We start from the raw sequence: 21322 nt of genomic DNA, 5'->3' as shown, positions 1-21322 counted from the left end.
AAAATCGAACGACCACTCGAATTTGTGTTAGCGTCACTCACGCCACGGCCCCACGACGAAGTGAGATGAACATGAGCCCGATTTCCCGACGGCAGTTGCTCGGCCTGGGGGTGACCGCCGGCGCCACTGCCATGCTCGCCGGCTGCGCCACACCCGGGACGACCTCCGTGAACTCCCTGCCGACCATCCCGCCGGCCGACGGCCCCGTCAAGCTGCAATACTGGGCCTGGCTCAAGGGCCTCGACCAGGTCACCGCCCTCTACAACAAGAGCCAGTCACGCGTCCAGGTCGAGACGGTCTTCATCCCCGGCGGCAACGCGGGCGGCTACCAGAAGCTGTACTCGGCGCTCGCCGCGGGGGCCGGCCCTGACATCGCCCAGGTCGAGCTGCGTTCGCTGCCCGAGTTCCTGCTCGCCAACGGCGTCGTCGACCTCAAGCGCTACGGCGCCGAGCAGTACGCGGACCTCTACGACCCCACGCTCTGGAACCAGGTCAGCTACACCGACGGCATCTACGCGATCCCGCAGGACAGCGGCCCGATGGGCATGTTCTACCAGCCCGCCGTCTTCGACACGGTCGGCGCCGCCGTCCCCACCACGTGGGACGAGTGGGCCGCGGTCGGTGCCGAGCTGAAGGGGGCCGGCGTGCTGATGGACTCGTTCCCGCTCGCCGACGCCTCGCTCTTCGCCGCGTACGCCACCCAGGCCGGCGCCTCGTGGCTGCGCGCCGAGGACGACGGCTGGGTCATCGACATGACCGACGAGGCGACCCTCACCGTCGCCCGCTTCTTCGACAAGGCGATCGACGACGGCATCGTCACGACCGCCTACGGCGCCTACACGCCGGCCTGGTTCTCGGCCGCCAGCGCGGGCACCATCGCGTCGGTCGCGACCGGATCGTGGGGTGACGCCCTGATCGAGGGCGTCAGCGGCGCCGAGGGCAAGTGGAAGTGCGCCCCGCTGCCCACCTGGCAGACCGGCTACGCCTCGAGCTTCCTCGGTGGCTCGACCGCCGCCATCCTGGCGAACAGCAAGCACCCCCAAGAGGCGCTCGACTTCGCCGTCTGGATGACCACGACCCCCGAGGGCATCAACGCCCTCATCGAGTTCTGCGGCATCGGTTGGTCGCCGGCGCGCGACGTCGTCGGCTCGCTGCGCGAGCAGCCCAGCCCGTTCTTCAGCGGTCAGAACTACAACCAGGAGGTCTTCGTGCCCGCCACGAAGGAGTCCTCGCAGAACCAGGACTGGAGCTGGTGGCCCATCACCCAGCAGTCCTTCAACATCTTGAGCGACGGCTTCCGTGGCAAGGCGTCGGGCGGCACGCTCGTCGACGCCGTGGCGCAGGCCGAGAAGGACATCATGGCCGTCTTCCAGAACAAGGGCCTCACCATCCGGAAGGCGAACGCATGAGCGCCGCGACCGACACGCGGCCCGAGGCCGTGACCGACTCGACCCGCGCCTCCTCGGGTCCTCGCCGCAGCAGCTCGAAGGGCGCCGTCAAGCGGGCGCCCTGGGTGTTGCTCGCGCCGTTCCTGGCGCTGTTCGCGCTGACCTTCGTGATCCCGATCGTGATCGCCGTGTTCTCGAGCTTCACCAAGGTCACCCGCAGCGGCCTGTTCGGCGAGGGCGGCGTGACCAGCGGGTTCGCCGGCTTCGACAACTACGCACAGGTGCTCGGCGACCCCAACTTCGTCGCCTCGATCGGCCGCATGTTCCTCTTCGGCATCGTTCAGGTGCCGGTCATGCTGATCCTCTGCACCGTGCTCGCGCTGCTGCTCGAGTCGGCGTCGGCGAAGTGGCCGGGCGTGTTCCGTGCCGCGTACTTCCTGCCGTACGGCGTGCCCGGCGTCATCGCGACGATCCTCTGGTCGTTCCTCTACGTGCCCGGTCTCAGCCCGATCATCGACATCGGCGAGGTCTTCGGCGTCACGCCCGACTTCCTCGGGGCGAACACCGTCCTCTGGTCGATCGCGAACATTGTGACCTGGAGCTACACCGGCTACAACATGCTGATCATCATCGCCCAGCTGAAGTCGATCCCGGTCGAGCTGTACGAGGCCGCCAAGGTCGACGGCGCCTCCTCGCTGCGCGTCGCGTTCAGCATCCAGCTGCCGCTGATCCGCCCGGCCTTGCTGCTCACCGCCGTCTTCTCGATCATCGGCACCCTCCAGTTGTTCGCCGAGGCCCAGGTGCTGCAACGCGTCTCGCCGGCGATCGACAGCCAGTACACGCCGAACCTCAGCGCGTACACGACGGCCTTCGCCTACAACGACTACAACGTCGCGGCCGCCCAGTCGGTCCTGATCGCCCTCGTCGCGTTCGCGCTGTCGATCACGTTCCTCAGCATCACGAACAGGAAGCAGAAATGAGCCTCTCGACGAAGGGCGCCGAGCACGCCACCGAGACCGAGTCCATCGTCACGGCCCAGGGACGCGGGCGGGGTGCCGAGAAGCCCGCCCGCCGCCGTGCCCGCAGCGCCGGCCCCGACCGCACGGCCGGTCGCTCGAAGGCGTCCACCATCATCGTCACGGCGATCCTGGTCGTCGTCGCGCTGTACTTCCTCGTGCCGGTCTACTGGGTCGTCGTCGCGGCGACCAAGACCACGCCCGACCTGTTCGGCACGTTCGGCTTCTGGTTCGCGCCGACGTTCTCGCTCTGGGACAACCTCGGCCAGGTGCTGACCTACGGCGACGGCATCTTCGTGCGCTGGGTGCTCAACTCGGTGCTCTACGCCGGCGTCGGCGCCCTCATCGCGACGTACTTCGCCGCGGCCGGCGGCTACGCCCTCGCCAAGTACGAGTTCCGGGGCCGCAACGTCGTCTTCGGCACGATCCTCGGAGGCGTGTTGGTGCCCGGCACCGCCACGGCCCTGCCCCTCTTCCTGCTGTTCAGCCAGATGGGCATCGCCAACACGTACTGGAGCGTGCTGCTGCCGTCGCTCGTGTCGCCGTTCGGCCTGTTCCTCTGCCGCATCTACGCGCAGGCCACGGTCGACACGTCGCTGATGGAGGCCGCCCGCCTCGACGGCGCCGGCGAGCTGCGCATCTTCCACACGCTGGGACTGCGCATCCTCACCCCGGCGCTCGTCACGGTGTTCCTGTTCCAGCTCGTGGGCATCTGGAACAACTACTTCCTGCCCCTGGTCATGCTGAGCGACGTCGACAAGTTCCCCGTCACGCTCGGCCTCAACAACTGGCTCAGCCAGACCGACCGCCTGCCCGAGTTCTACCAGCTGACGACCGGCGGCGTGCTGCTGTCGATCATCCCGCTGGTCATCGCCATGGTCGTCCTCCAGCGCTTCTGGCGCGGCGGCCTCACCGAAGGAAGCGTCAAGTGACCCCCAGCACCACCACCGGCACCACTCCCACCGTCTCCACCGACTACCTCACCGACACGGGCCCCGGACAGGGCGCCCGCACCCCGGCGCGCTCCTGGCTGCACACCGACGCCCCGACCCTCTCGCTCGACGGCACCTGGTCGTTCCGCCTGCTGCCCGGTGCCCCCGGCACGCTCGGCGGGCGCGGCGCGCTGCCCGACGGTGAGCCCGTCGACGGAGTCGGCGCGGTCGACCTCGACGACTCGTCCTGGGGCGAGATCGACGTGCCGTCGCACCGGGTGCTCGGCCGCGACGGCTCGCGCGGCGCCCCGATCTACACCAACGTGCAGTTCCCGTTCCCGACCGAGCCGCCCTCCGTGCCCGCCGCGACCCCGCCCGGCGCCCACCGCCGCACCTTCGAGCTGCCGTCGTCATTCGACGGAGCCGAGCGCGTGCTGCTGCGCTTCGACGGCGTCGAGTCGCGCTACGTCGTGTGGCTGAACGGCGTCGAGACCGGCATGGGCGTCGGCAGCCGCCTCGCCCAGGAGTTCGACGTCACCGACGCCCTGCACCCGGGCGAGAACGTCATCGCGGTGCGCGTGCACCAGTGGTCGGCGTCGAGCTACGTCGAGGACCAGGACCAGTGGTGGCTGCCCGGCATCTTCCGCAGCGTCACGCTGCAGGCCCGCCCGGTCGGCGGCCTCGACGACGTCTGGCTGCAGACTCCCTTCCACGGCACGGCCGGTCAGAACCGAGGAGGCGCGGTGATCGTCCCCGAGATCACCGCCGGCGAGGCCGCGTACCCGGTCACGCTCTCGGTGCCCGAACTCGGCGTCGAGGTCACCTGGGCGACCGCGGCCGACGTCGCGCCGGTCGAGCTGGACGCGGTCGAGCCGTGGAGCGCCGAGACCCCGCGCCTCTACGACGCGACCGTCTCGAGCACGGGCGGCGCCGAGACGATCTCGCGGCGCCTCGGCTTCCGCCCCGCCCGCATCGTCGGCGACCAGTCCGGGGTCAACGGCCGCCGCGCCGCCTGCCCCGGCGTCAACCGCCACGAGACCCACCCCGACCGCGGCCGCGTCTTCGACGAGGAGTGGTCGCGCCGCGACCTCGCCCAGATGAAGCGGTTCAACGTGAACGCGATCCGCACCTCGCACTACCCGCCGCACCCGCGCCTCCTCGACCTCGCCGACGAGCTGGGCTTCTGGGTCGTCCTCGAGTGCGACCTCGAGACCCACGCCTTCGAACGCCAGGAGTGGATCGGCAACCCCAGCGACGACCCGGCCTGGCACGACGCCTACGTCGACCGCATGGTCCGCACCGTCGAGCGCGACAAGAACCACCCGAGCATCGTCCTGTGGTCCCTCGGCAACGAGGCGGGCACGGGGCACAACCTCGCGGCGATGGCGGCCTGGACGCACGCCCGTGACGGCGGCCGTCCCGTGCACTCCGAGGGCGACTACACGGGGGCCTACACCGACGTCTACTCGCGCATGTACTCGTGGATCGACGAGACGCGCGCCAGCGGCGCGGGCGACGAGTCCGTCCCGCTGCTGGGCTGCACGCCGGCCGAGGCCGCGCGGCAGCGCTCCAAGCCGTTCCTGCTCTGCGAGTACGTCCACGCGATGGGCAACGGCCCCGGGGCGATCGACGAGTACGAGGACCTGGTCGACGCCTACCCGCGCCTGCACGGCGGCTTCGTCTGGGAGTGGCGCGACCACGGCCTGCGCACGCACACGGCCGACGGTGTCGAGTACTTCGGCTACGGCGGCGACTTCGGCGAGGTCGTCCACGACGGCAACTTCGTCATGGACGGCATGGTGCTGAGCGACGACACCCCGTCGCCCGGCCTGTACGAGTGGGCCCAGGTCGTCGCCCCGATCCGCCTGCGCTTCGAGTCGCCCACGGTCGACGGCGCGCCGGTGCTCGTCGTGTCGAACCTGCGGCACTCGGCCGACGCCTCCGACGTCGTCTTCCGCTGGGTCGCCTCGCACGACGGTGAGGAGGCGCGCTCGGGCACCCTCGACGTGGTCGGCCTCGAGGGCGGCTCGCTGGCCGCCCACGAGACGGTGTTCGTCTCGCTGCCCGAGGTGCCCGTGTCGGGCACCGGCGAGACCTGGCTCACGGTCACGGCCGAGCTGGCCGACGCCACCGTGTGGGCGGAGGCGGGTCACGTGCTCTCGACCCAGCAGCTCGACCTCACGCCGGCACCGGTGCAGGTCGCGACACCTCGCCCCGCGGTCGTGGGCGACGGGCGCGACCGCGCGGCCCGCGCCTCCTCGGGCTCTGCTTCCTCGGGGCGGGGCGCGCCCGCCCCGCCCCGTCCGACGACCGACCCCCGGGGGCGCGGGCCGGCCGCCCCGGCGACGGCGCCCGCCTCGAGCTGTGGCGCGCACCGACCGACAACGACCGCGGCGAGTGGATGACGCCGAAGGACCGCGACCGCGACGTGATGCGCAACCGCCACCGCGTCGACCTGTACGAGGTCGGCGTGCTGCCGAGTTCGCAGGACACCTGGTTGCTCGCCGGGCTCGACCGGCTGACCGCGCGCGTCGAGTCGGTGAGCGTCGCCCCGGGCTCGGTCCGGGTGCGCACCCGCTACGCCGCCGCGGACACGCGCAACGCCGTGACGACCGACGAGCAGTGGCAGCTGGTCGGTGACGACCTCTGGCTGTCGGTCGACATCGTGCCCACCGGCTGGTGGGACATGGTCTGGCCCCGCGTCGGCGTGCGCTTCGACCTGCCGGGCGACGTCGACCACGCCTCGTGGTTCGGCACCGGGCCGCGCGAGTCGTACCCGGACAGCCGCCAATCGGCGTTCGTCGGGCGCTACGAGTCGGGCGTCGACGACCTGTCGGCCGGGTACGCCCGCCCGCAAGAGACGGGGCACCGCAGCGACCTCCGCACGCTCGACCTCGGGCCGGCCGGTCAGCCGTGGCTGCGGGTCGAGGCCGTGCCGAGCGCCACGGGCGAGCGACCGGGCTTCACGCTGAGCCGCCACACGGCCCAGCAGATCGGCGTGGCCGAGCACCCGCACGAGCTGCCCGCGAGCGACCGCACCTACCTGTACCTCGACGCCGCCCAGCACGGCGTCGGGTCGCGGGCGTGCGGGCCGGACGTGGCCTCGCGGCACGTGCTGCGGCCGGGGGCTCACCAGCTGCGCCTGAAGTTCAGCGCGCTGTAGCAGCGCTGCCACCGCCGAGGACGGGCGGGTCCGCGTCGGACCCGCCCGTCCTGCGTGCTGCCGCCTCCCGACCGGTGTCAGCCGGCGCGGCGCGTGGCGCGGACGACCACGTCGGCCACGTGCCAGACGTCCCCGTCCGGGCCCGTCATGTCGCGCGGTCGCACCTCGGCGACCTCGACCTGCCACGCGTCGGGGGAGAGCCTGTCGACCACCTCGTCGACGGTGAACAGCATGCCCGGGTCGCCGTGCTTCTCGGCGCCGAGCGGCAGGGCGTCGGCGTCGTGCCCGACGATCAGCAGGGTGCCCCCCGGTGCCACGCCGTCGGCCAGCGCGGGGAACAGCCGCTCACGGTCGGCGGGCGGCAGGTGCATGAAGTGCGCCGTGACGAGATCGAAGGAGGCGCGGGTCGGGCTCCACCCCGTGAGGTCCGCCTGCTGCCAGGTGACCCGTGCGGGGTCGACGTCCTCCCGCTCGCGGGCGAGGGCGGCCGCCTTGTCGAGGGCGTTCTGCGAGATGTCGACGCCGGTGACCTGCCAGCCCCGGGAGGCGAGCCAGAGGGCGTCGCCGCCCTCTCCACTGCCGACGTCGAGTGCACGACCGGGGGCCAGGGGTGTGGCCTCGGCCACGAGGGCGGCGTTGGGGCGGCCGCTCCAGGCACGACCGGGCTGCCCGTAGCGGTCCTCCCAGTAGTCGCGGTCGTAGACGGGGTGGCGGTGACCGTCGTGTTGGTGCTGCTGCTCCGACTCGCTCATGCGTCGATCCTCTCTCCGGCGCGGAGGGCGGCGACGGCCGCCGCGACCTCTGCCGTGACCAGGTCCATGTTGATCGCGGCGCCGGCCATCGTGCCCGCCCCGGCCGCCGCGCCGACCTGCGCCATGGGTTCGGTGACGTTGCCCGCCAGCCAGACGCCCGGAACGGCCGACCGGCCGGTGAACGGCTCGACGGTGGCGAGGTGCGTGCCGACGCCGGCGGGGGGCGCGGTCGCCCCGGGTCCCCGGGCGGCCACGAAGGCCGCCCGGGCGCGCCCCCGGGCCATGACGGCCAGCGCACCGACGGCGACCGTGCGACCGTCGACGAGCGTCACACCGGTCAGGGCGTCGTCCTCGACCCGCACCCGCGCGACCGGGCCGTCGACCAGCGTGACCCCGCGGGCCCGCAGCTGCCCGGCCTGCGCGTCGTCGGGGGTGAAGGAGTCGTTCGTGAAGAGCACGATGTCGCGGCTCCACTGCCCGAAGAGCAGGGCCTGGTGCATCGCGAACGGGCTCGTGGCCAGCACGCCGATCACGCGGTCCTGCACCTCCCAGCCGTGGCAGTACGGGCAGTGCACGGCGTCGCGGCCCCAGCGCTCGGCGAGGCCGTCGACGGCGGGCAGCTCGTCGACGAGCCCGGAGGTGACGAGGAGGCGCCGGGCACGCACCTCGGACGCGTCACCGCCCGGGCTCGTGCCGGGCACGACGACGGGGGCGGCGGGGGCGCCGTCGCGGCGGACGCGGGTCGCGGTGCCCGGCGCGAACGCGCCTCCGTGCGCTTCGACCTCTGGTCGGCCGAGGCGGGTGAGTGCGCGCGGGGCGGCCCCGGCGCGGGTGAGGAACGCGTGGACGCCCGCGGCGGGTGCGTTGCGGGGCCGGTCGTCGTCGACGACGAGCACGTCGCGACGGGCGCGGGCCAGTGAGAGCGCGCCGCTGAGCCCGGCGGCGCCGCCGCCGATCACGACGACGTCGTGGACGGTGTGGACCGGGTGGGTGTTCTGGTTCATGGTGTGACCTCCTGACCCGATCCTGCGACCTCGAGCGTCAGTCTGGCAATCTCCGTTGCCGAAGTGGCAAGATGGCGGGCATGAGCCAGCCCACGAACACCGCCGGTGCCGACGCCTCGAGCACCGACGTCGTCCTCGCCGCGGTCGGCCCGCGCCTCCGCGCCCTGCGCGTGCGGCGAGGCGTGACCCTCGCCGAGCTGGGGGAGCGCACCGGCATCTCGGTCAGCACCCTGTCCCGGCTCGAGTCGGGGCTCCGGCGGCCGACCCTCGAGCAGTTGCTGCCGCTCGCCCGTGAGCACGGGGTGCCGCTCGACGACCTCGTCGGGGCGCCCGAGACCGGTGACCCGCGGGTGCACCTCAAGCCGCGGCAGCAGCACGGCATGACCGTCGTGCCGCTCTCGCGCGGTGGTGGCGCGATCCAGGCCTTCAAGATGGTCATCCCGGCCGACTCGCCCCGCACCGAGCCCGTGCTCCGCACCCACGAGGGCTACGACTGGCTGTACGTGTTGCGCGGACGCATCCGGCTCGTGCTCGGCGACCTCGACCTCGTGCTGCCGGCGGGCGAGGCGGCCGAGTTCGACACACGCACGCCGCACTGGTTCGGCCGCGCCGACGAGCACGCGGTCGAGGTGCTCAGCCTGTTCGGCCGCCAGGGCGAGCGGCTGCGCCGGCGCGCCGCGCCCGGCCCGCCCGGCTCATGACGCGTACCGAACCCGACTCCCGATCCGCCGCGGGGCGTACCAAACCCGACAACGGGTGGCGCCGAGGACGCTTCCGACCGGAGATGAGCGGCGTGTCGGCCGTCGGGTGTCGCGAATTGCACCCCAGGGCGGGCCCGGCGACACGGGGTGGACGCAGAGCAGGCGTCGCCCGGGTGAGTCGTCCCGGGGTGTCGGTGGCGCCTCCTAGGCTCGGGGCGGGCGTCCAGGCCGCGTCCCGACAGAAGGAGTCCGCGTGTACCTCGACGACGACCGGGTGGTCACCAGCCCGTCCGACCTGACGACCTGGGCCGCGTGCGAATGGTCGTTCCTCCGACGGCTCGACGCGAAGCTCGGCCGGGTCGAGGCCGTCGCCGACCCCTCCGACGACATGCTCGACCGCACGGCCCGGCTCGGCGACGCGCACGAACTGCGGTACCTCGAGGCCCTGCGGGCGACCCGTGACGTGGTCGAGTTCGAGCGGCCGGCGCCGTCGGGCCACGCGGCGGCCGCCGAGGAGGCGCGACTCGCCATGGCCTCCGGGGCCGACGTGCTCTTCCAGGCGACCTTCTTCGACGGCTCGTTCATCGGCTTCAGCGACTTCGTGGTGCGCCCCGAGAGCGGCGCCTACGGGGTCTACGACACCAAGCCCGCCCGCCCCGCCAAGATCCCCGCCCTGCTGCAGGTGGCGGCCTACACCGACCAGATCCGCGCCCTCGACCTGCCGTCGGCCGACACCGTGCGTCTCATGCTCGGCGACGGCAGCGAGAGCGTGCACGACGTCGCCGACGTCCTGCCGGTCTACCGCGTCCAGCGCGACCGGTTGCGTGCCGCACTCGCCGAGCGGCTCACCGCCGACGGGCCGCTCGCCTGGGGCGACCCGGGCGTCACCGCCTGCGGGCGCTGCACGGCCTGCCAGGCGCAGGTCGACGAGCACCGCGACCTCGTGCTCGTCGCCGGGCTGCGCGGCGAACAACGTCAGCGGCTGCACCTGGCCGGGGTCGCCACGATCGACGACCTCGCCGACTCGAGCGGGCCCGTCGTCGGCATCGGGGCGACGGCCCTCGCCCGGCTGCGGGGGCAGGCCCGGGTGCAGCTCGCCACCGAGCACGACCACACCGGTGCCCCCGCGATCGAGGTCGTGGACGCCGACGCCCTGCGGACGATCCCGCGGCCCGACGCCGGCGACGTGTTCTTCGACTTCGAGGGCGACCCGCTCTACACCGAGGGCGACGGGCGGGCCTGGGGCCTCGACTACCTCTTCGGGCTGATCGAGGCCGACGGCACCTTCCGGGCCTTCTGGGCGCACGACTTCGCGGGCGAGCGGCAGGCACTCGTCGACTTCCTCGACTACCTCGCCGAGCGCCGCCGACGCTTCCCCGACCTGCACGTGTACCACTACGCCTCGTACGAGCGCAGCCCCCTGCTCTCGCTCGCGGCCCGTCACGGCGTCGGCGAGGACGCGGTCGACGACCTGCTGCGCGACGGCGTGCTCGTCGACCTGTACCCGATCGTGCGGCAGGCGTTGCTCGTCGGGTCGCACAGCTACTCGCTCAAGAAGCTCGAGCCGCTCTACATGGGCGACGACCTGCGGCAGAGCGACGTCACGACGGCCACCGCCAGCATCACGATGTACGTCGACGCGATCGCCGAACGCACCGCGGGCGACCCCGAGCGCGGCGACCGCATGCTCGACGAGGTCCGCGACTACAACGAGTACGACTGCCGGTCGACCCTCCGGCTTCGCGACTGGTTGCTCGAGCTCGCCGACCGGCACGGCACCCGGGCCGACGACCCCGACGGCCCGACCGCGCCCGACCCGATCGAACTCGCCCGGGTGCCGCGCGAACCGAATCCGGTCGCCGTCGGCCTCGCGGCCCACGTGGCCGACGTCGACCCGCTCGAGCGCACCCCCGACCAGACTGCCATCGCCCTCGCGGCCTCGGCCATCGACTACCACCGCCGCGAGGCCAAGACGTTCTGGCAAGAGCACTTCGACCGCCTGCGCAACCCGGTCGACGACTGGGCCGACACCCGCGACGTGTTCGTCGTCGAGACGGCCTCGGTCGAGCGCGAGTGGCAGAAGCTGCCCCGGGCCCGCAAGCTCAGCCGCGAGGTGCGCTTGCGTGGCCGCCTCGCGCCGGGCAGCCGCCTCACCGAAGGAGGCGCGCCCTACGCCGTCTACGACGCCCCCGTCCCGCCGGGTGTCGCCTCGCTCGGCCCGGGGCGGCGCGGGGCCGTCGGGGCGCCCGTCGTCGAGGCCGGCCCGAACGGCGCCCGGCCCGAGGTCGTCATGCCCGAACGCGTCTCGGGCGACGACGCCCGGCACGACGCGTTCCCGGTCGCGCTCACGCCCGCCGCGCCTCCTCGGGCCACCCCGCAACCCGAGGCGATCGCCGAATGGGGCGGGCACGTGCTCGACGCCCTGCCCGAGATGCTGGCCGACCCGGCGTTCGACCTGCTGCGGCGGCAGCCCCCGCGCCTCCGGTCGGGCGGCGGGCCCGCGCCCGTGGTCGGGCACGACACCGTCTCGGCCGTCGTCGAGACCCTGCTCGACCTCGACCGGTCCTACCTGGCCGTGCAGGGCCCGCCCGGCACGGGCAAGACCTACGTCGGCTCGCGGGTCATCGCCCGGCTGGTGCGGGAGCACGGCTGGCGCGTCGGCGTCGTGGGGCAGTCGCACGCCGTGGTCGAGAACGTGCTGCGTGCGGCCATCACGGCCGGGGTCGACCCCGAGCGGGTGGGCAAGGTGCCGAAGTCGGGCACGACCGCCGAACAGGCCGACGAGCAGCCGTGGCGTGCCCTGAAGTCGGGCGGCGAGGCCGCGTTCCTCGCCGAGGCCGACGGTGGGGCGGGCGGTGCCGGGGCCGACGGCGGCGGGCAGGCCGTGGGGGCCGTGTTCGGGGCGACCGCCTGGGGGTTCGCCAACGCCGACAAGGTGGCCCGCGCCTCCCTCGACCTGCTGGTCGGCGACGAGGCCGGGCAGTTCTCGCTCGCCTCAACCGTGGCGGCCTCGGTCGCCGCGACGCGGTTGCTGTTGCTCGGCGACCCGCAGCAGCTGCCGCAGGTCAGCCAGCGCAGCCACCCCGAGCCGGTCGACGAGTCGGCCCTCGGCTGGCTGGCCGACCGCCACGCCGTGCTGCCGGCCGCGACGGCTACTTCCTCGCCCCCACCTGGCGCATGCATCCGGCGTTGTGCGCCCCGGTCAGCGAGCTGTCCTACGGCGGGGCTCTGACCGCCCACGAGTCCGATCGCCGGCTCGACGGCGCGACGCCCGGCCTGCACGTCGAACCCGTGACGCACGTCGGGAACACGACCTCGTCGGTCGAGGAGGCCCGAGCGGTCGTCGAGATCGTGCGCTCGGTCGTCGGTCTCGACTGGTCGGACGCCGACGGCACCCGACCGCTGACCGCGGCCGACGTCATCGTCGTCGCGCCGTACAACGCCCACGGCGCCGTGCTGCGCGAGCACCTCGACGCGGCCGGGTTCGACGAGACCCCCGTCGGCACGGTCGACCTGTTCCAGGGACAAGAGGCCGTCGTGGCCGTGGTGTCGCTGGCGGCGTCGAGTGCGGCCGACATCCCGCGCGGGCTCGACTTCCTGTTGATGCCGAACCGACTGAACGTCGCCCTGTCGCGGGCGAAGTGGGCGGCGTTCCTGGTGCACTCCCCGCTGCTCGCCACGGGGTTGCCCACCTCGATCGCGGGGCTCGGTCTGCTCAGCGGGTTCCTGAGGTTGACCGGCCAGGGGCAGCCGGCCGCCACCAGCTGAGCGGCGGCTCGACGACGGGTCAGCGGGTCGGTCGTCGAGTCAGCACCTCGGCGCCGTCCTCGGTGATGGCGATCGTGTGCTCGCTGTGCGCGGTGCGGCAGCCGGTCACGCTGCGCAGCGTCCAGCCGTCGGCGTCCGTGACGAGCTCGTCGGTGTCGGTCATCACCCACGGCTCGAGCGCGAGCAACAGCCCCGGCCGCAGCCGGTACCCCCGCCCCGGGCGCCCGGTGTTCGAGACGTGGGGGTCCTGGTGCATGGTCGACCCGATGCCGTGGCCGCCGAACTCGACGTTGATCGGGTACCCCGCGTCCGACAGCACCGAGCCGATCGCGTGCGACAGGTCGCCGATGCGTGCCCCGGGCCCGGCCGCCGCGATGCCGGCCTCGAGTGCCCGCTCGGTCGTCTCGATCAGGCGCACACTCTCGGCGGGACGCGAGTCGCCGACGACGAAGCTCACCGCCGAGTCGGCCGCCACTCCGTCGAGCACGACGGCGAGGTCGAGCGTCAGCAGATCGCCGTCGACGAGACGCCGGTCGTGCGGCAGCCCGTGCAGCACGGCGTCGTTCACGGCCGTGCAGACGTAGTGGCCGAACGGTCCCCGGCCGAACGAGGGCGCGTAGTCGACGTAGCACGAGACCGCACCGGCCTCGTCGATCATCGTCTTCGTCCACGAGTCGACGTCGAGCAGGTTCGTGCCCACCGTCACGCGGTCGCGCAGCGTCTGCAAGATGGTGCCGACGAGCGCGCCCGTCGCCCGGGCCCGCTCGATCTCGGAGGGGTTCAAGATCTCGATCATGGGTGTCCTGCCGTTCTCGTGCCGAAGATCATCCCGGTAAAGGTATCCCCCCGGGCGCTCCTGCGCACTACGCTCGGGGCATGGTCCGTCTGCCGCTCCCCCCCGCCGAGCTCGAGCGCGGTCGCCGCCTCGGGGCGTTGTTGAGGCGGGCCCGCGGCTCCCGGCCGATGCTGCAGGTCGCCCTCGACGCCGGGCTGTCGCCCGAGACCCTACGCAAGATCGAGACCGGTCGAGTCGCGACGCCGGCCTTCTCGACCATCGCCGCGATCGCCGCCGTGGTCGGCGTCTCGCTCGACGACATCTGGGCCGAGATCACGGGCGACGCGGCCGGGGGAGCAGCCGACGCACCGTCCGTCGTCGACGCGGCCCGCGCCTCCTGACCTCGCCGTCATGTCACGACGTGCCATTCGTGTCCTGAGGTGAAAGGCACGTCCGGACGACTCGCGGGCCCGAGGAGGCGCGGTGTCAGCCCTGCGGACGCGCCAGCGACCCGAGGTCGAGCCGGGTCGACACCTCGTGCCAGACGGCGTCGGCGAGCTCGTCGGTCGAACGGTCGGCGTCGACCGTGACCACGACCTCGTCGGCGGCGGCGATCGCCTCGGCGTAGCGCTCGCGCGCGGCCCGCAGGCGTTCGTCGACCTCGAACCGGTCCGTCGTCGTGCGTCCGCTGGCGAGCCGCTCGAGGGCGACCTTGGGCGAGACGTCGAGGTAGATCGTCAGGTCGGGCAGCATCAGGTCGGTGCTGATCGAGTTCGACGAGGCGATCCAGTCGCTGCCCACGTCGGACGCCTGGTAGGCCTGCGACGACAGGTGGTACCGGTCGCAGAGGACGGTCGTGCCGCGCTCGACGATGCCGAGCAGGCCGTCGTGGGCGTTGGTGATGTGGTCGAGGCGGTCGGCGACGAAGAGCGACGCGATGACGCGGTCGTCGAGGTCGACGCGGCGGTTGAAGCCGTTGCGGATCAGCGTGCCGACGGGGCCGTTGGTCGGCTCGGCCGTCTGGTGCACGGGTACACCCACGTCCCGGAGGCGGGCAGCGAGCAGGCGTGCCTGCGTCGACTTGCCCGATCCGTCGATGCCCTCGAACACGATGAACGCCCCGCGGGCTGCCTGATCCGTCACCCGACGAGCCTACCGAGCGCCGGGCCCGTCGAGGCGACGGCCGCGTCATGCGACGAGGTCGTGATGAGGCGCCCAGGGTCCGCGCCGCCGCGCGACACCCGAGGAGGCGCGGTGAGGTCCCCGATCCCGCCCTCGACGTCTCCGGTCAGCACACGGTGGTGATCAGTGCAGGGTGCGCGGTCACCGGTGATCGGTGCGGGGCTGAGTGGTGACGACGTGAGTCGTGGCGCTGCCCTCCGCGCCTGCAGAGACCGGGATGACCGCCGGTCGCGGTTCGTGCTCGCCCCGGTGACGTCTACCGACTCACCGCGCAGGTCAGTTCTGCAGCTCGGCCTCCCAGTTGGTCTTCTGGATCTCGACGTCGAGTTCGCGCAACTCGCGGGCGACGACGTCGGCCCGGTCGCGCAACTCGGCGACCGGCAGGGCCGAGAACATCCGCAGCTCGCTGCGCCGCTGTCGGTAGCCGCCGGAGGCGCCGCGCGCCGCGTCCGGCGCCGTGACGAGTAGGGCGGGGGTGGCGCGCGGCGTCTCGCGGCGGGCCAGGGCAGCGGTCATCGTGCTGCCGTCGGCGAGGGTCGTGCGAGCGTTGGTGAGGTTGATGCGCACGACGAGCGACTCGAGGACGGCGAGGGTGTCGACCGCCTGGCGCAGCAGCTCGGCGGCGTCCTCGGTGGGCTCCTCGCCCTCCTGGTAGCGCGCGTTGGCCGTCACGCGGTCGCGCAGCTGGTCGACCCGCCGCTGGGCGTCGGATCGCTGCAGGAGGGCTTCGGCGAGCTTCATGGTGAGCGATCCTACGCAGGTCGGGTGCGTCGCGCGTCGTTCGTGTCACCGGCGCCCGTTCGCCCATCGTCATCCGGCCGCGCATCTGTGCCGCTTTTAGGCAGCCCCCAGCGCCACAAGCGTTGCGAGTGGCGGTGCGCGGGGGGACGTGAGCCACGGGCTGGCGGTGGCCGATGACGCGCTCGACGAGCAGGGCCCGCCCGTCATTGGCCAGACGGGAATCGACGTGGGAGACAGAGACCTCGTGGCTGGCGGTGAACTAGACAGCTCTACTAAACCAGGAGGTCCTCTCTGCCTTTGCACTCAACGTGTCACCAACGTCATGGCCGAGTACGCCCAGCATCTGAGATCCACGCTTAGCCGTCACGAACGAATTTGCTCCGGTCCGGGGAGCTGAAGTCGCCCTTCTCGCTGGAGCTGTTGCACAGTCTCCAATTTCGAGTGCTCGCTGAGATGCGGCAAGCCCCATGGCACGATCGGTGTGAAGTCGCCTTCGCGTCGCTCTGGCAAGTAGACGAGGAATGGCAAGTCGTTGTCTGCGCGGATCTGGACATGACGGCCGGCGGCGTCTCCATCACGCACCGCGGCCGCGTGCTCTGCTTCGTCGATGAAGTCCGCTTGGTGCTGGTAGGTAAAGAGGGTCCCCAGGTGGAACTGCGTGCCGAAGATGTTGAGCTCGAAGTCGGGGTCTTGTAGGACCATCGCCGTCGGCCCGCGGTCCAGTGCCTCTGCCACCTCCTGTTCTCCGTGGAAGACCGAGTTGTACCCGTCAATGCCCGGGAAGGCCACGGCCTTGCCCTGCAGCAGTAGCGTGGCGATGCGAGCCCAGATGCGTTCCTCCGAGCTCAGTGCCCCTTCGGGCAGCATGAACGTGACGTCGAGTTCGTCCTCGATCTGGATCAGATCATCGAGGTAGCTCTCGAAGGTCGGGTTACGTGGGAACGTGTGCCCGTCGTAAGCGACGACAATGCGATCTTTGCCCTGAATCTCGAGCTCGAGGCGCCCGCTCTCAGGTGCTTTGGTGAGGAAGCGGATCAGAGCACGCACCTCGCGCATGCGGTGGCCGGAGAAGTCGGTCGAGAAGTCGAGCTTGCCCGCGCCGGTGCGGGAGTAAGGGAACATCCACCGCGTGACGAGTCCACCCGGGCTCTCAACTACTACCCGGCCGGCCTCGGAACCCGGCGCGATGAGCTTTACGACCCCTTCCATTCGAGCCATCCGTTGGCCGCTCTTGGTCTTCGCCGCGATGATGGCAGTTCGGTCCTCACCGTTCTCGAGCGGCATCAGCGTGATCTCGCCGCCTTGATGCTCTGCGGCGAACCAGTCCGGTCCCTTAAAGGTCATGGAATCGACCACTCGACTGTCGAGCGTGACCGGTTCGGTCAGCCCGAAGCGCATCGCGTCGTCGTAGGTCTCGCGTAGAGCAGCGGTCGCGGACGAGAAGCTCGTGGAGAGGTCGATCTCCAAGGGCTCACGATCGCTGGCGTCCTCTGTGAGGGCTCGGAACTCCTGGATAGTGTTGCCGTGCTCGTCGACTGAGACCGCAACGCCCCAGTGGTCGCTGCGCTTCCGGATCTGCGTCTGCATCTTGGACATGACTGCGAAGACGTCACCCGAGCGATTCATCGCGTGTTCCTCACGGCCTATATCGCGAAGCAGCTCCCGCCCGCGGTCGACTCCGAAGCGCTGCAGCACAGCAGGAGTGTCACCCAAGAGCCCGTCGAGCTCCGCAGCCCCAAGCACGTCGACTACGACGTCGCGCTCCCCGCGAAGGTCCTTCACGAAGGCGAGCTCGCCCGGCGACGGGTTGCTCGGCGTAACGAGCGTCCACTCCTTCGGCTGGTGGTTCGACCACGCCCGCTCGAACGATTCCTTGATGGCTGGTCGCCGGCCCTTACCGCGGCTGGGCCAGCCGTCCGTGTAGTGCTTCAGCTGATAGATCGCGACGATCTTGTCCGTCTCAGTGTCCCAGACGCCTACGTCGATGCCGCCGTCACCACCTCGTCCGCTGAGGGCGCGTGCACGACGGTTTTTTGCAGGGTCGGTAAGCACGCGAACGAGCAGCATCTCGACCACTCGGTTGAAGCGAGCCTCATCGATGCTGCTCCAGTTGATCGGGTCGTCCACGCGATCCCCCTTCTTCTCGAACCAAGGCTACGGGCGCCGCCCGACACTTCCGAGTCAGCGTTGCTGCCTACGGAGGGACATGAAGAGCCTGCGACACAGTCGAAGCGGAAGACCCTGCGCAGGGAGGAACCTCCCCGTCACGGCCTCGTGACCATCGACCGAGGAGGGCTGCACAGCTCATAACTTCCACCATCGCCGAAGCAATCTCCCTACAGGGCCGTTCATCGCGCAAAGGAAAACTAGTCTGCTTCCATGCCTTCCTTTGCCGAGCGTCTTGGCAGACGCCCAATTCGTTCACTGATGCAGCGCGAAGAATTGGACGAGGAGACCCGGACTGAGCTTTGGAATGTTTTCGTCATTCTCCGAGAAATTCTCGATAAGGCTTATCAGGACACTTATCGAGGCGACTCCACCCGGTACGACGTTCTAGTGGCTATTTGGACTTGGGAGTTTAAGAGGCCTCGTGACGAAATGCGGTCTGAGTCGGCGGTGTGGTCTGATCTGAAGTCTCAGGTGCTGAGGGGTGAATGGTTCGACGTTCTGGACGTGACTGAAGCAGTCGTTGGGTACCTAGATCGCTACAAGACATCCGCGACAGAGGATCTCGCGTCGATCATGGTCGGCGCTTTCAACAATCGATTCGAACACTTCCTTGTTGCTTACCGTTTCGTCGGCCAAGAGTTGACTCCTCTTGACTCATCTGCGGAGGCAGATGCAGTCGCCGCGGCACAAGTTGACACCAACGCTTTTGATGGGGCTCGACATGCTCTGGACCGTGCGATCGGGCTACTGTCAGATCGGCAGAACCCTGACTACGCAAACTCCGTTAAGGAGTCGATCTCGGCGGTCGAAGCGATTGTCAGAATCGTGACTCACGAGAACACTCTTGGCGCAGGGCTAGCGCGTCTAGAGGGGGCGGGGCTGACGATTCATCCGGCGTTGAGGAGCTCATGGTCAAAGATGTACGGCTGGGTTTCGGACGCCGATGGTATTCGTCATGCAGGTCTTGGCGCTGCCGACGTGGACCAAGCCTTGGCTAAATACGTGCTCGTCACGAGTTCTGCCTTTGTGTCGTACTTGATCGAAGAGGCTCGCAAGCGTGGTCTGTTACACGGTAGCGCGTAGCGCAGCAACGAGCTGGGGCCGCGCTGAAGAGCACCCACTAGGGGACGACGGACGCGCAGGCCCTAGGGCAGGTTCTGTGGGCCGTGTCCGACGGCGATTGGCTGTCGCCGGTCCGTCTCGGTCAGCACATTGGGATGCCGTCGAGGTCGGTGATTTTCCTCCTCAACAGGCTAGAGGCGGCGGGTCTGATTGAGCGCAGCCGTGAGCACGCCGAGCGTCGACATGTAACGCGCCGGCCGACACCCGCGGCGCAGGAGCGGGCTCGTGCGTTCACCGAGACGTCGGTCGCGGAGATCGCCGCAGTCCTCAGTGAGACCGACCACGTCGGCCTTGCCACGTCGACCGTCGTCCTCGGGCGAATGGTCGAGGCCGCAACGGCCGCCTCCGACAGGGTCCGGGCAGGACGTCCTCCCGCTGTCGAGAGGTGACCCCGGCCCGCGAGGGGCCTCATTCCACCGAGAAAGGCATCGAGCGCGCGCTCAGCACAGTGAGCGGAAGGTCTCTCGGATGCCGGCCACGAGGGCGACGGCTGATCGGAGGGACGGCCTCGGGGTAAACACGCCCAATCGTGTCTCGCCGATCATTCGTTTGACGGCAGGGCCGTGCGCCTCCACTCGTGCACCCGACCATGGTGCCTCGCGGTGTCCGTCCGCGGGCGCCCAGTGCGACGTCCCAGCCCCGCGGCGCATCATGGGCTCATGCCCGCCTTCCGTCGCCCGTCGCGTCCCGCCCACCCCGTCCGTGTCGAGCCCGGCCCCGGGCAGGAGTCCGTCTGGGACTACCCCCGCCCGCCGCGCGTCGAGCCCCGGAACGAGCGCGTCGTCGTCCGTCTCGGCGGCGTCGTGGTGGCCGACACGACGGCCGCGATCCGCGTGCTCGAGACGAGCCACCCGCCCGTGTACTACCTGCCCCGCTCCGCCTTCGCGCCGGGCGCCCTGTCCAGGGCCGAGGGCCGCAGCCTCTGCGAGTTCAAGGGCCAGGCCGGCTACGTGGACGTCACGGGCGGGGGAGTCGTGGCCCGCCGGTCCGGCTGGTTCTACGCCGAGCCCTGGCCCGGTTACGGGTCGCTCGTCGACCACGTCGCGATCTACCCGGGGGCGATGGACTCGTGCGAGATTGACGGCGAGGTCGTCCAGGCGCAGGAGGGCGACTTCTACGGCGGCTGGATCACCGCGAACCTGGTCGGTCCGTTCAAGGGCGCGCCCGGCACGATGGGCTGGTGAGGACGCGACCCTCGACAGGAGGAGACTGGTCGGATGTCGAAACGTCCCCGCCCCCGTCCCACGTCCGTCGCCCGCACCCTGGGGCGCATCGCCCTCGGTGGCGCCCTGGTCTTCGCCGGCACGAGCCATCTCACGTTCGCCCGTGAGCCGTTCCAGGCCCAGGTGCCCGAGTGGCTGCCGCTCGACGACGACTTCGTCGTGCTCGCCTCCGGCGTCGTCGAGATCGGGATCGGCGCAGCCCTCGTCGTCGCCCCCAAGCACCGTGTGACGGTCGGTTGGGTCGCCGCGGCGTTCTTCACCGCGATCTTCCCCGGCAACATCTCGCAGCTCGTCACGCACACCGACGCGTTCGGCCTCGACACCGACGGCAAGCGCGCCTTCCGCCTGATCTTCCAGCCGCTGCTCGTCCTGCTGTCGCTCTGGTCGACGGGAGCCTGGCGCGACCGTCGCAGCATCGGCCGCCGCGCGAAGTAGTCACGACCGGCCCCGACCCGAGGAGGCGCGGCTCAGCTCGACAGCTCCGCCACGACCACCTCGGCGTCGGGGAACCACCTCGTGTAGTGGTCGGGGTCGGCGTTGACCTGCACGGCGTGCGCCGCCTGGGTCGGCGTCAGGTCCTTCCAGCCCGGGATCGACACGAGCTTCGTGAAGAAGCTGGTCGCCGCCGTGTACGGGTCCATGCGCTGTTCGTAGGTGCCCCACTGGCCGTTGTCGCGCTGCTCGAAGAGCCCCCTGCTGTCGGGCCCGACGGCGTCGCCGTAGTCGATGTTCCGCAGGCTCGACTCGCCCATCGCGGTCATGACGCCGATGGCCTGGGTGTGTTCGCCGATGCCCTGGGCCCGCGCCGCCAGCATGATGTAGGCGGCGTTCACCAGACGGTCCTGGCAGTAGCCGGCGACGGGCCCCGCCGGCACCTCGATGTCGCCGACCATCACCGGGTCGACCTCGGGACAGACCGGGGCCGGCGTCGACGTGATCGCCGTGACGTCGTCGTCGCGGGGCGCGGTGAGGGCCGAGACGACCATGGCGATCGCGACGACGAACGCGACGAGCCCCACGCCGAAGACGACGGAGACAGCGATCAGCACGCGGCGCACGGGGGTCCTCCAGCGGGGTCGGGTCGGGCGGCGGAGGGGTCGGCCAGCGGCACGGCACCGACGCACCCCCGGCACGAAAGTCGACCTCGACACTAGGCGATCTCGGTGCACGAACGATGCCCGTGGGCTGGGCGGTCGGTGAGCCTCCCTCCGAATGCGCTGGCAATGCGCCGTCGAGATGCCGGTAACGTTGCCGCCCGTCGACCCGACCACTCGGGCCGCGGCAGCCGGGCACCGCCCCTCCGCAGCTCGATCGCCGAGGCGCCCGTCCGACCGACCGGCGCCCGAGATCCAGAGGAACGTCGTTCATGGGAACCCCACCCACCCC

The 21322-nt window shown here is 71.0% G+C and carries 20 protein-coding genes; 13 read left to right on the top strand and 7 right to left on the bottom strand.

Translation table 11 applies throughout. The annotated features are described in order from the left end of the window. Nucleotides 1-71 precede the first annotated feature (71 nt). From AEQ27_RS10120 to AEQ27_RS18350, 5 genes are read left to right on the top strand one after another with little or no spacing between them, the layout of a single operon-like run. Nucleotides 72-1409 (top strand): ABC transporter substrate-binding protein, encoded by a 1338-nt coding sequence (locus tag AEQ27_RS10120; protein ID WP_054146552.1) that lies wholly within the window; start codon nucleotides 72-74, stop codon nucleotides 1407-1409. Beyond that, nucleotides 1406-2368: a carbohydrate ABC transporter permease gene (locus AEQ27_RS10115; RefSeq protein ID WP_054146539.1), complete on the top strand. Its 963-nt coding sequence runs from the start codon at nucleotides 1406-1408 to the stop codon at nucleotides 2366-2368. The genes AEQ27_RS10120 and AEQ27_RS10115 overlap by 4 nt, the downstream gene beginning before the upstream one ends. Further along, nucleotides 2365-3336 (top strand): carbohydrate ABC transporter permease, encoded by a 972-nt coding sequence (locus AEQ27_RS10110; RefSeq protein ID WP_082383434.1) that lies wholly within the window; start codon nucleotides 2365-2367, stop codon nucleotides 3334-3336. Before AEQ27_RS10115 ends, AEQ27_RS10110 begins: the two co-directional genes overlap by 4 nt. Next, the gene (locus tag AEQ27_RS10105) at nucleotides 3333-5741 is read left to right on the top strand and encodes a glycoside hydrolase family 2 TIM barrel-domain containing protein (protein ID WP_082383433.1); all 2409 of its coding nucleotides are present in this window, start codon (nucleotides 3333-3335) and stop codon (nucleotides 5739-5741) included. Before AEQ27_RS10110 ends, AEQ27_RS10105 begins: the two co-directional genes overlap by 4 nt. Further along, nucleotides 5738-6499: a hypothetical protein gene (locus tag AEQ27_RS18350; protein WP_235451053.1), complete on the top strand. Its 762-nt coding sequence runs from the start codon at nucleotides 5738-5740 to the stop codon at nucleotides 6497-6499. Before AEQ27_RS10105 ends, AEQ27_RS18350 begins: the two co-directional genes overlap by 4 nt. Before the next feature lie 77 nt (nucleotides 6500-6576). On the opposite strand, the gene AEQ27_RS10100 is transcribed toward AEQ27_RS18350, so the two are convergent. Together AEQ27_RS10100 and AEQ27_RS10095 are read right to left on the bottom strand one after the other, a co-directional pair. Then, nucleotides 6577-7251, bottom strand: a complete 675-nt coding sequence (locus AEQ27_RS10100) for a bifunctional 2-polyprenyl-6-hydroxyphenol methylase/3-demethylubiquinol 3-O-methyltransferase UbiG (protein ID WP_054146538.1) — start codon at nucleotides 7249-7251, stop codon at nucleotides 6577-6579. Further along, nucleotides 7248-8255 carry an FAD-dependent oxidoreductase gene (locus AEQ27_RS10095; RefSeq protein ID WP_054146537.1) on the bottom strand — a complete coding sequence of 336 codons (1008 nt, stop codon included), beginning with the start codon at nucleotides 8253-8255 and terminating at the stop codon, nucleotides 7248-7250. Before AEQ27_RS10095 ends, AEQ27_RS10100 begins: the two co-directional genes overlap by 4 nt. 80 nt (nucleotides 8256-8335) lie before the next feature. Between AEQ27_RS10095 and AEQ27_RS10090 the strand changes: the two genes are divergently transcribed. From AEQ27_RS10090 to AEQ27_RS18770, 3 genes are all read left to right on the top strand, one after another. After that, on the top strand, nucleotides 8336-8956 hold the full coding sequence (locus AEQ27_RS10090; RefSeq protein ID WP_054146550.1) for a helix-turn-helix domain-containing protein: 621 nt from the start codon (nucleotides 8336-8338) through the stop codon (nucleotides 8954-8956). Between the two features lie 253 nt (nucleotides 8957-9209). Next, nucleotides 9210-12188 carry a TM0106 family RecB-like putative nuclease gene (locus tag AEQ27_RS10085; RefSeq protein WP_369813631.1) on the top strand — a complete coding sequence of 993 codons (2979 nt, stop codon included), beginning with the start codon at nucleotides 9210-9212 and terminating at the stop codon, nucleotides 12186-12188. Continuing rightward, the gene (locus AEQ27_RS18770) at nucleotides 12134-12724 is read left to right on the top strand and encodes an AAA domain-containing protein (protein ID WP_369813630.1); all 591 of its coding nucleotides are present in this window, start codon (nucleotides 12134-12136) and stop codon (nucleotides 12722-12724) included. The genes AEQ27_RS10085 and AEQ27_RS18770 overlap by 55 nt, the downstream gene beginning before the upstream one ends. Nucleotides 12725-12743: 19 nt before the next feature. Here AEQ27_RS18770 and map read toward each other — a convergent pair whose 3' ends face one another. Then, the gene (gene map, locus AEQ27_RS10080) at nucleotides 12744-13520 is read right to left on the bottom strand and encodes a type I methionyl aminopeptidase (protein WP_054146536.1); all 777 of its coding nucleotides are present in this window, start codon (nucleotides 13518-13520) and stop codon (nucleotides 12744-12746) included. Between the two features lie 80 nt (nucleotides 13521-13600). Between map and AEQ27_RS10075 the strand changes: the two genes are divergently transcribed. Next, complete coding sequence (locus tag AEQ27_RS10075) at nucleotides 13601-13900, top strand: helix-turn-helix transcriptional regulator (protein WP_054146535.1); 300 nt, start codon at nucleotides 13601-13603, stop codon at nucleotides 13898-13900. Nucleotides 13901-13985: 85 nt separating this feature from the next. On the opposite strand, the gene tmk is transcribed toward AEQ27_RS10075, so the two are convergent. The 3 genes from tmk to AEQ27_RS10060 form a co-directional block, all read right to left on the bottom strand. Further along, nucleotides 13986-14642, bottom strand: a complete 657-nt coding sequence (gene tmk, locus AEQ27_RS10070) for a dTMP kinase (protein WP_054146534.1) — start codon at nucleotides 14640-14642, stop codon at nucleotides 13986-13988. A gap of 315 nt (nucleotides 14643-14957) precedes the next feature. After that, a complete protein-coding gene (locus AEQ27_RS10065; RefSeq protein ID WP_054146533.1) occupies nucleotides 14958-15422 on the bottom strand; it encodes a DIP1984 family protein in 465 nt (154 codons plus the stop codon). A gap of 363 nt (nucleotides 15423-15785) precedes the next feature. After that, nucleotides 15786-17549, bottom strand: a complete 1764-nt coding sequence (locus AEQ27_RS10060) for a hypothetical protein (protein ID WP_054146532.1) — start codon at nucleotides 17547-17549, stop codon at nucleotides 15786-15788. A gap of 252 nt (nucleotides 17550-17801) precedes the next feature. Between AEQ27_RS10060 and AEQ27_RS16640 the strand changes: the two genes are divergently transcribed. From AEQ27_RS16640 to AEQ27_RS10045, 4 genes are all read left to right on the top strand, one after another. Beyond that, nucleotides 17802-18674: an AbiJ-NTD4 domain-containing protein gene (locus tag AEQ27_RS16640; RefSeq protein ID WP_082383431.1), complete on the top strand. Its 873-nt coding sequence runs from the start codon at nucleotides 17802-17804 to the stop codon at nucleotides 18672-18674. An 83-nt stretch (nucleotides 18675-18757) separates the two neighbouring features. Continuing rightward, nucleotides 18758-19102, top strand: a complete 345-nt coding sequence (locus AEQ27_RS10055) for a hypothetical protein (protein ID WP_054146531.1) — start codon at nucleotides 18758-18760, stop codon at nucleotides 19100-19102. Nucleotides 19103-19372: 270 nt separating this feature from the next. Then, complete coding sequence (locus tag AEQ27_RS10050; protein ID WP_054146530.1) at nucleotides 19373-19897, top strand: DUF427 domain-containing protein; 525 nt, start codon at nucleotides 19373-19375, stop codon at nucleotides 19895-19897. 33 nt (nucleotides 19898-19930) lie between these two features. Next, on the top strand, nucleotides 19931-20371 hold the full coding sequence (locus tag AEQ27_RS10045; protein WP_054146529.1) for a hypothetical protein: 441 nt from the start codon (nucleotides 19931-19933) through the stop codon (nucleotides 20369-20371). Nucleotides 20372-20403: 32 nt separating this feature from the next. On the opposite strand, the gene AEQ27_RS10040 is transcribed toward AEQ27_RS10045, so the two are convergent. Then, nucleotides 20404-20985, bottom strand: coding sequence for a hypothetical protein (locus tag AEQ27_RS10040; protein WP_152970305.1), 582 nt, complete (start codon nucleotides 20983-20985; stop codon nucleotides 20404-20406). Nucleotides 20986-21322 lie beyond the last annotated feature (337 nt).

Source organism: Frigoribacterium sp. RIT-PI-h (genome assembly GCF_001297205.1).
Taxonomy (GTDB): Bacteria; Actinomycetota; Actinomycetes; order Actinomycetales; family Microbacteriaceae; genus Frigoribacterium.
The sequence above is the reverse complement of the archived record's forward strand: the minus strand, read 5'-3'. Positions and strand labels throughout refer to the sequence as shown.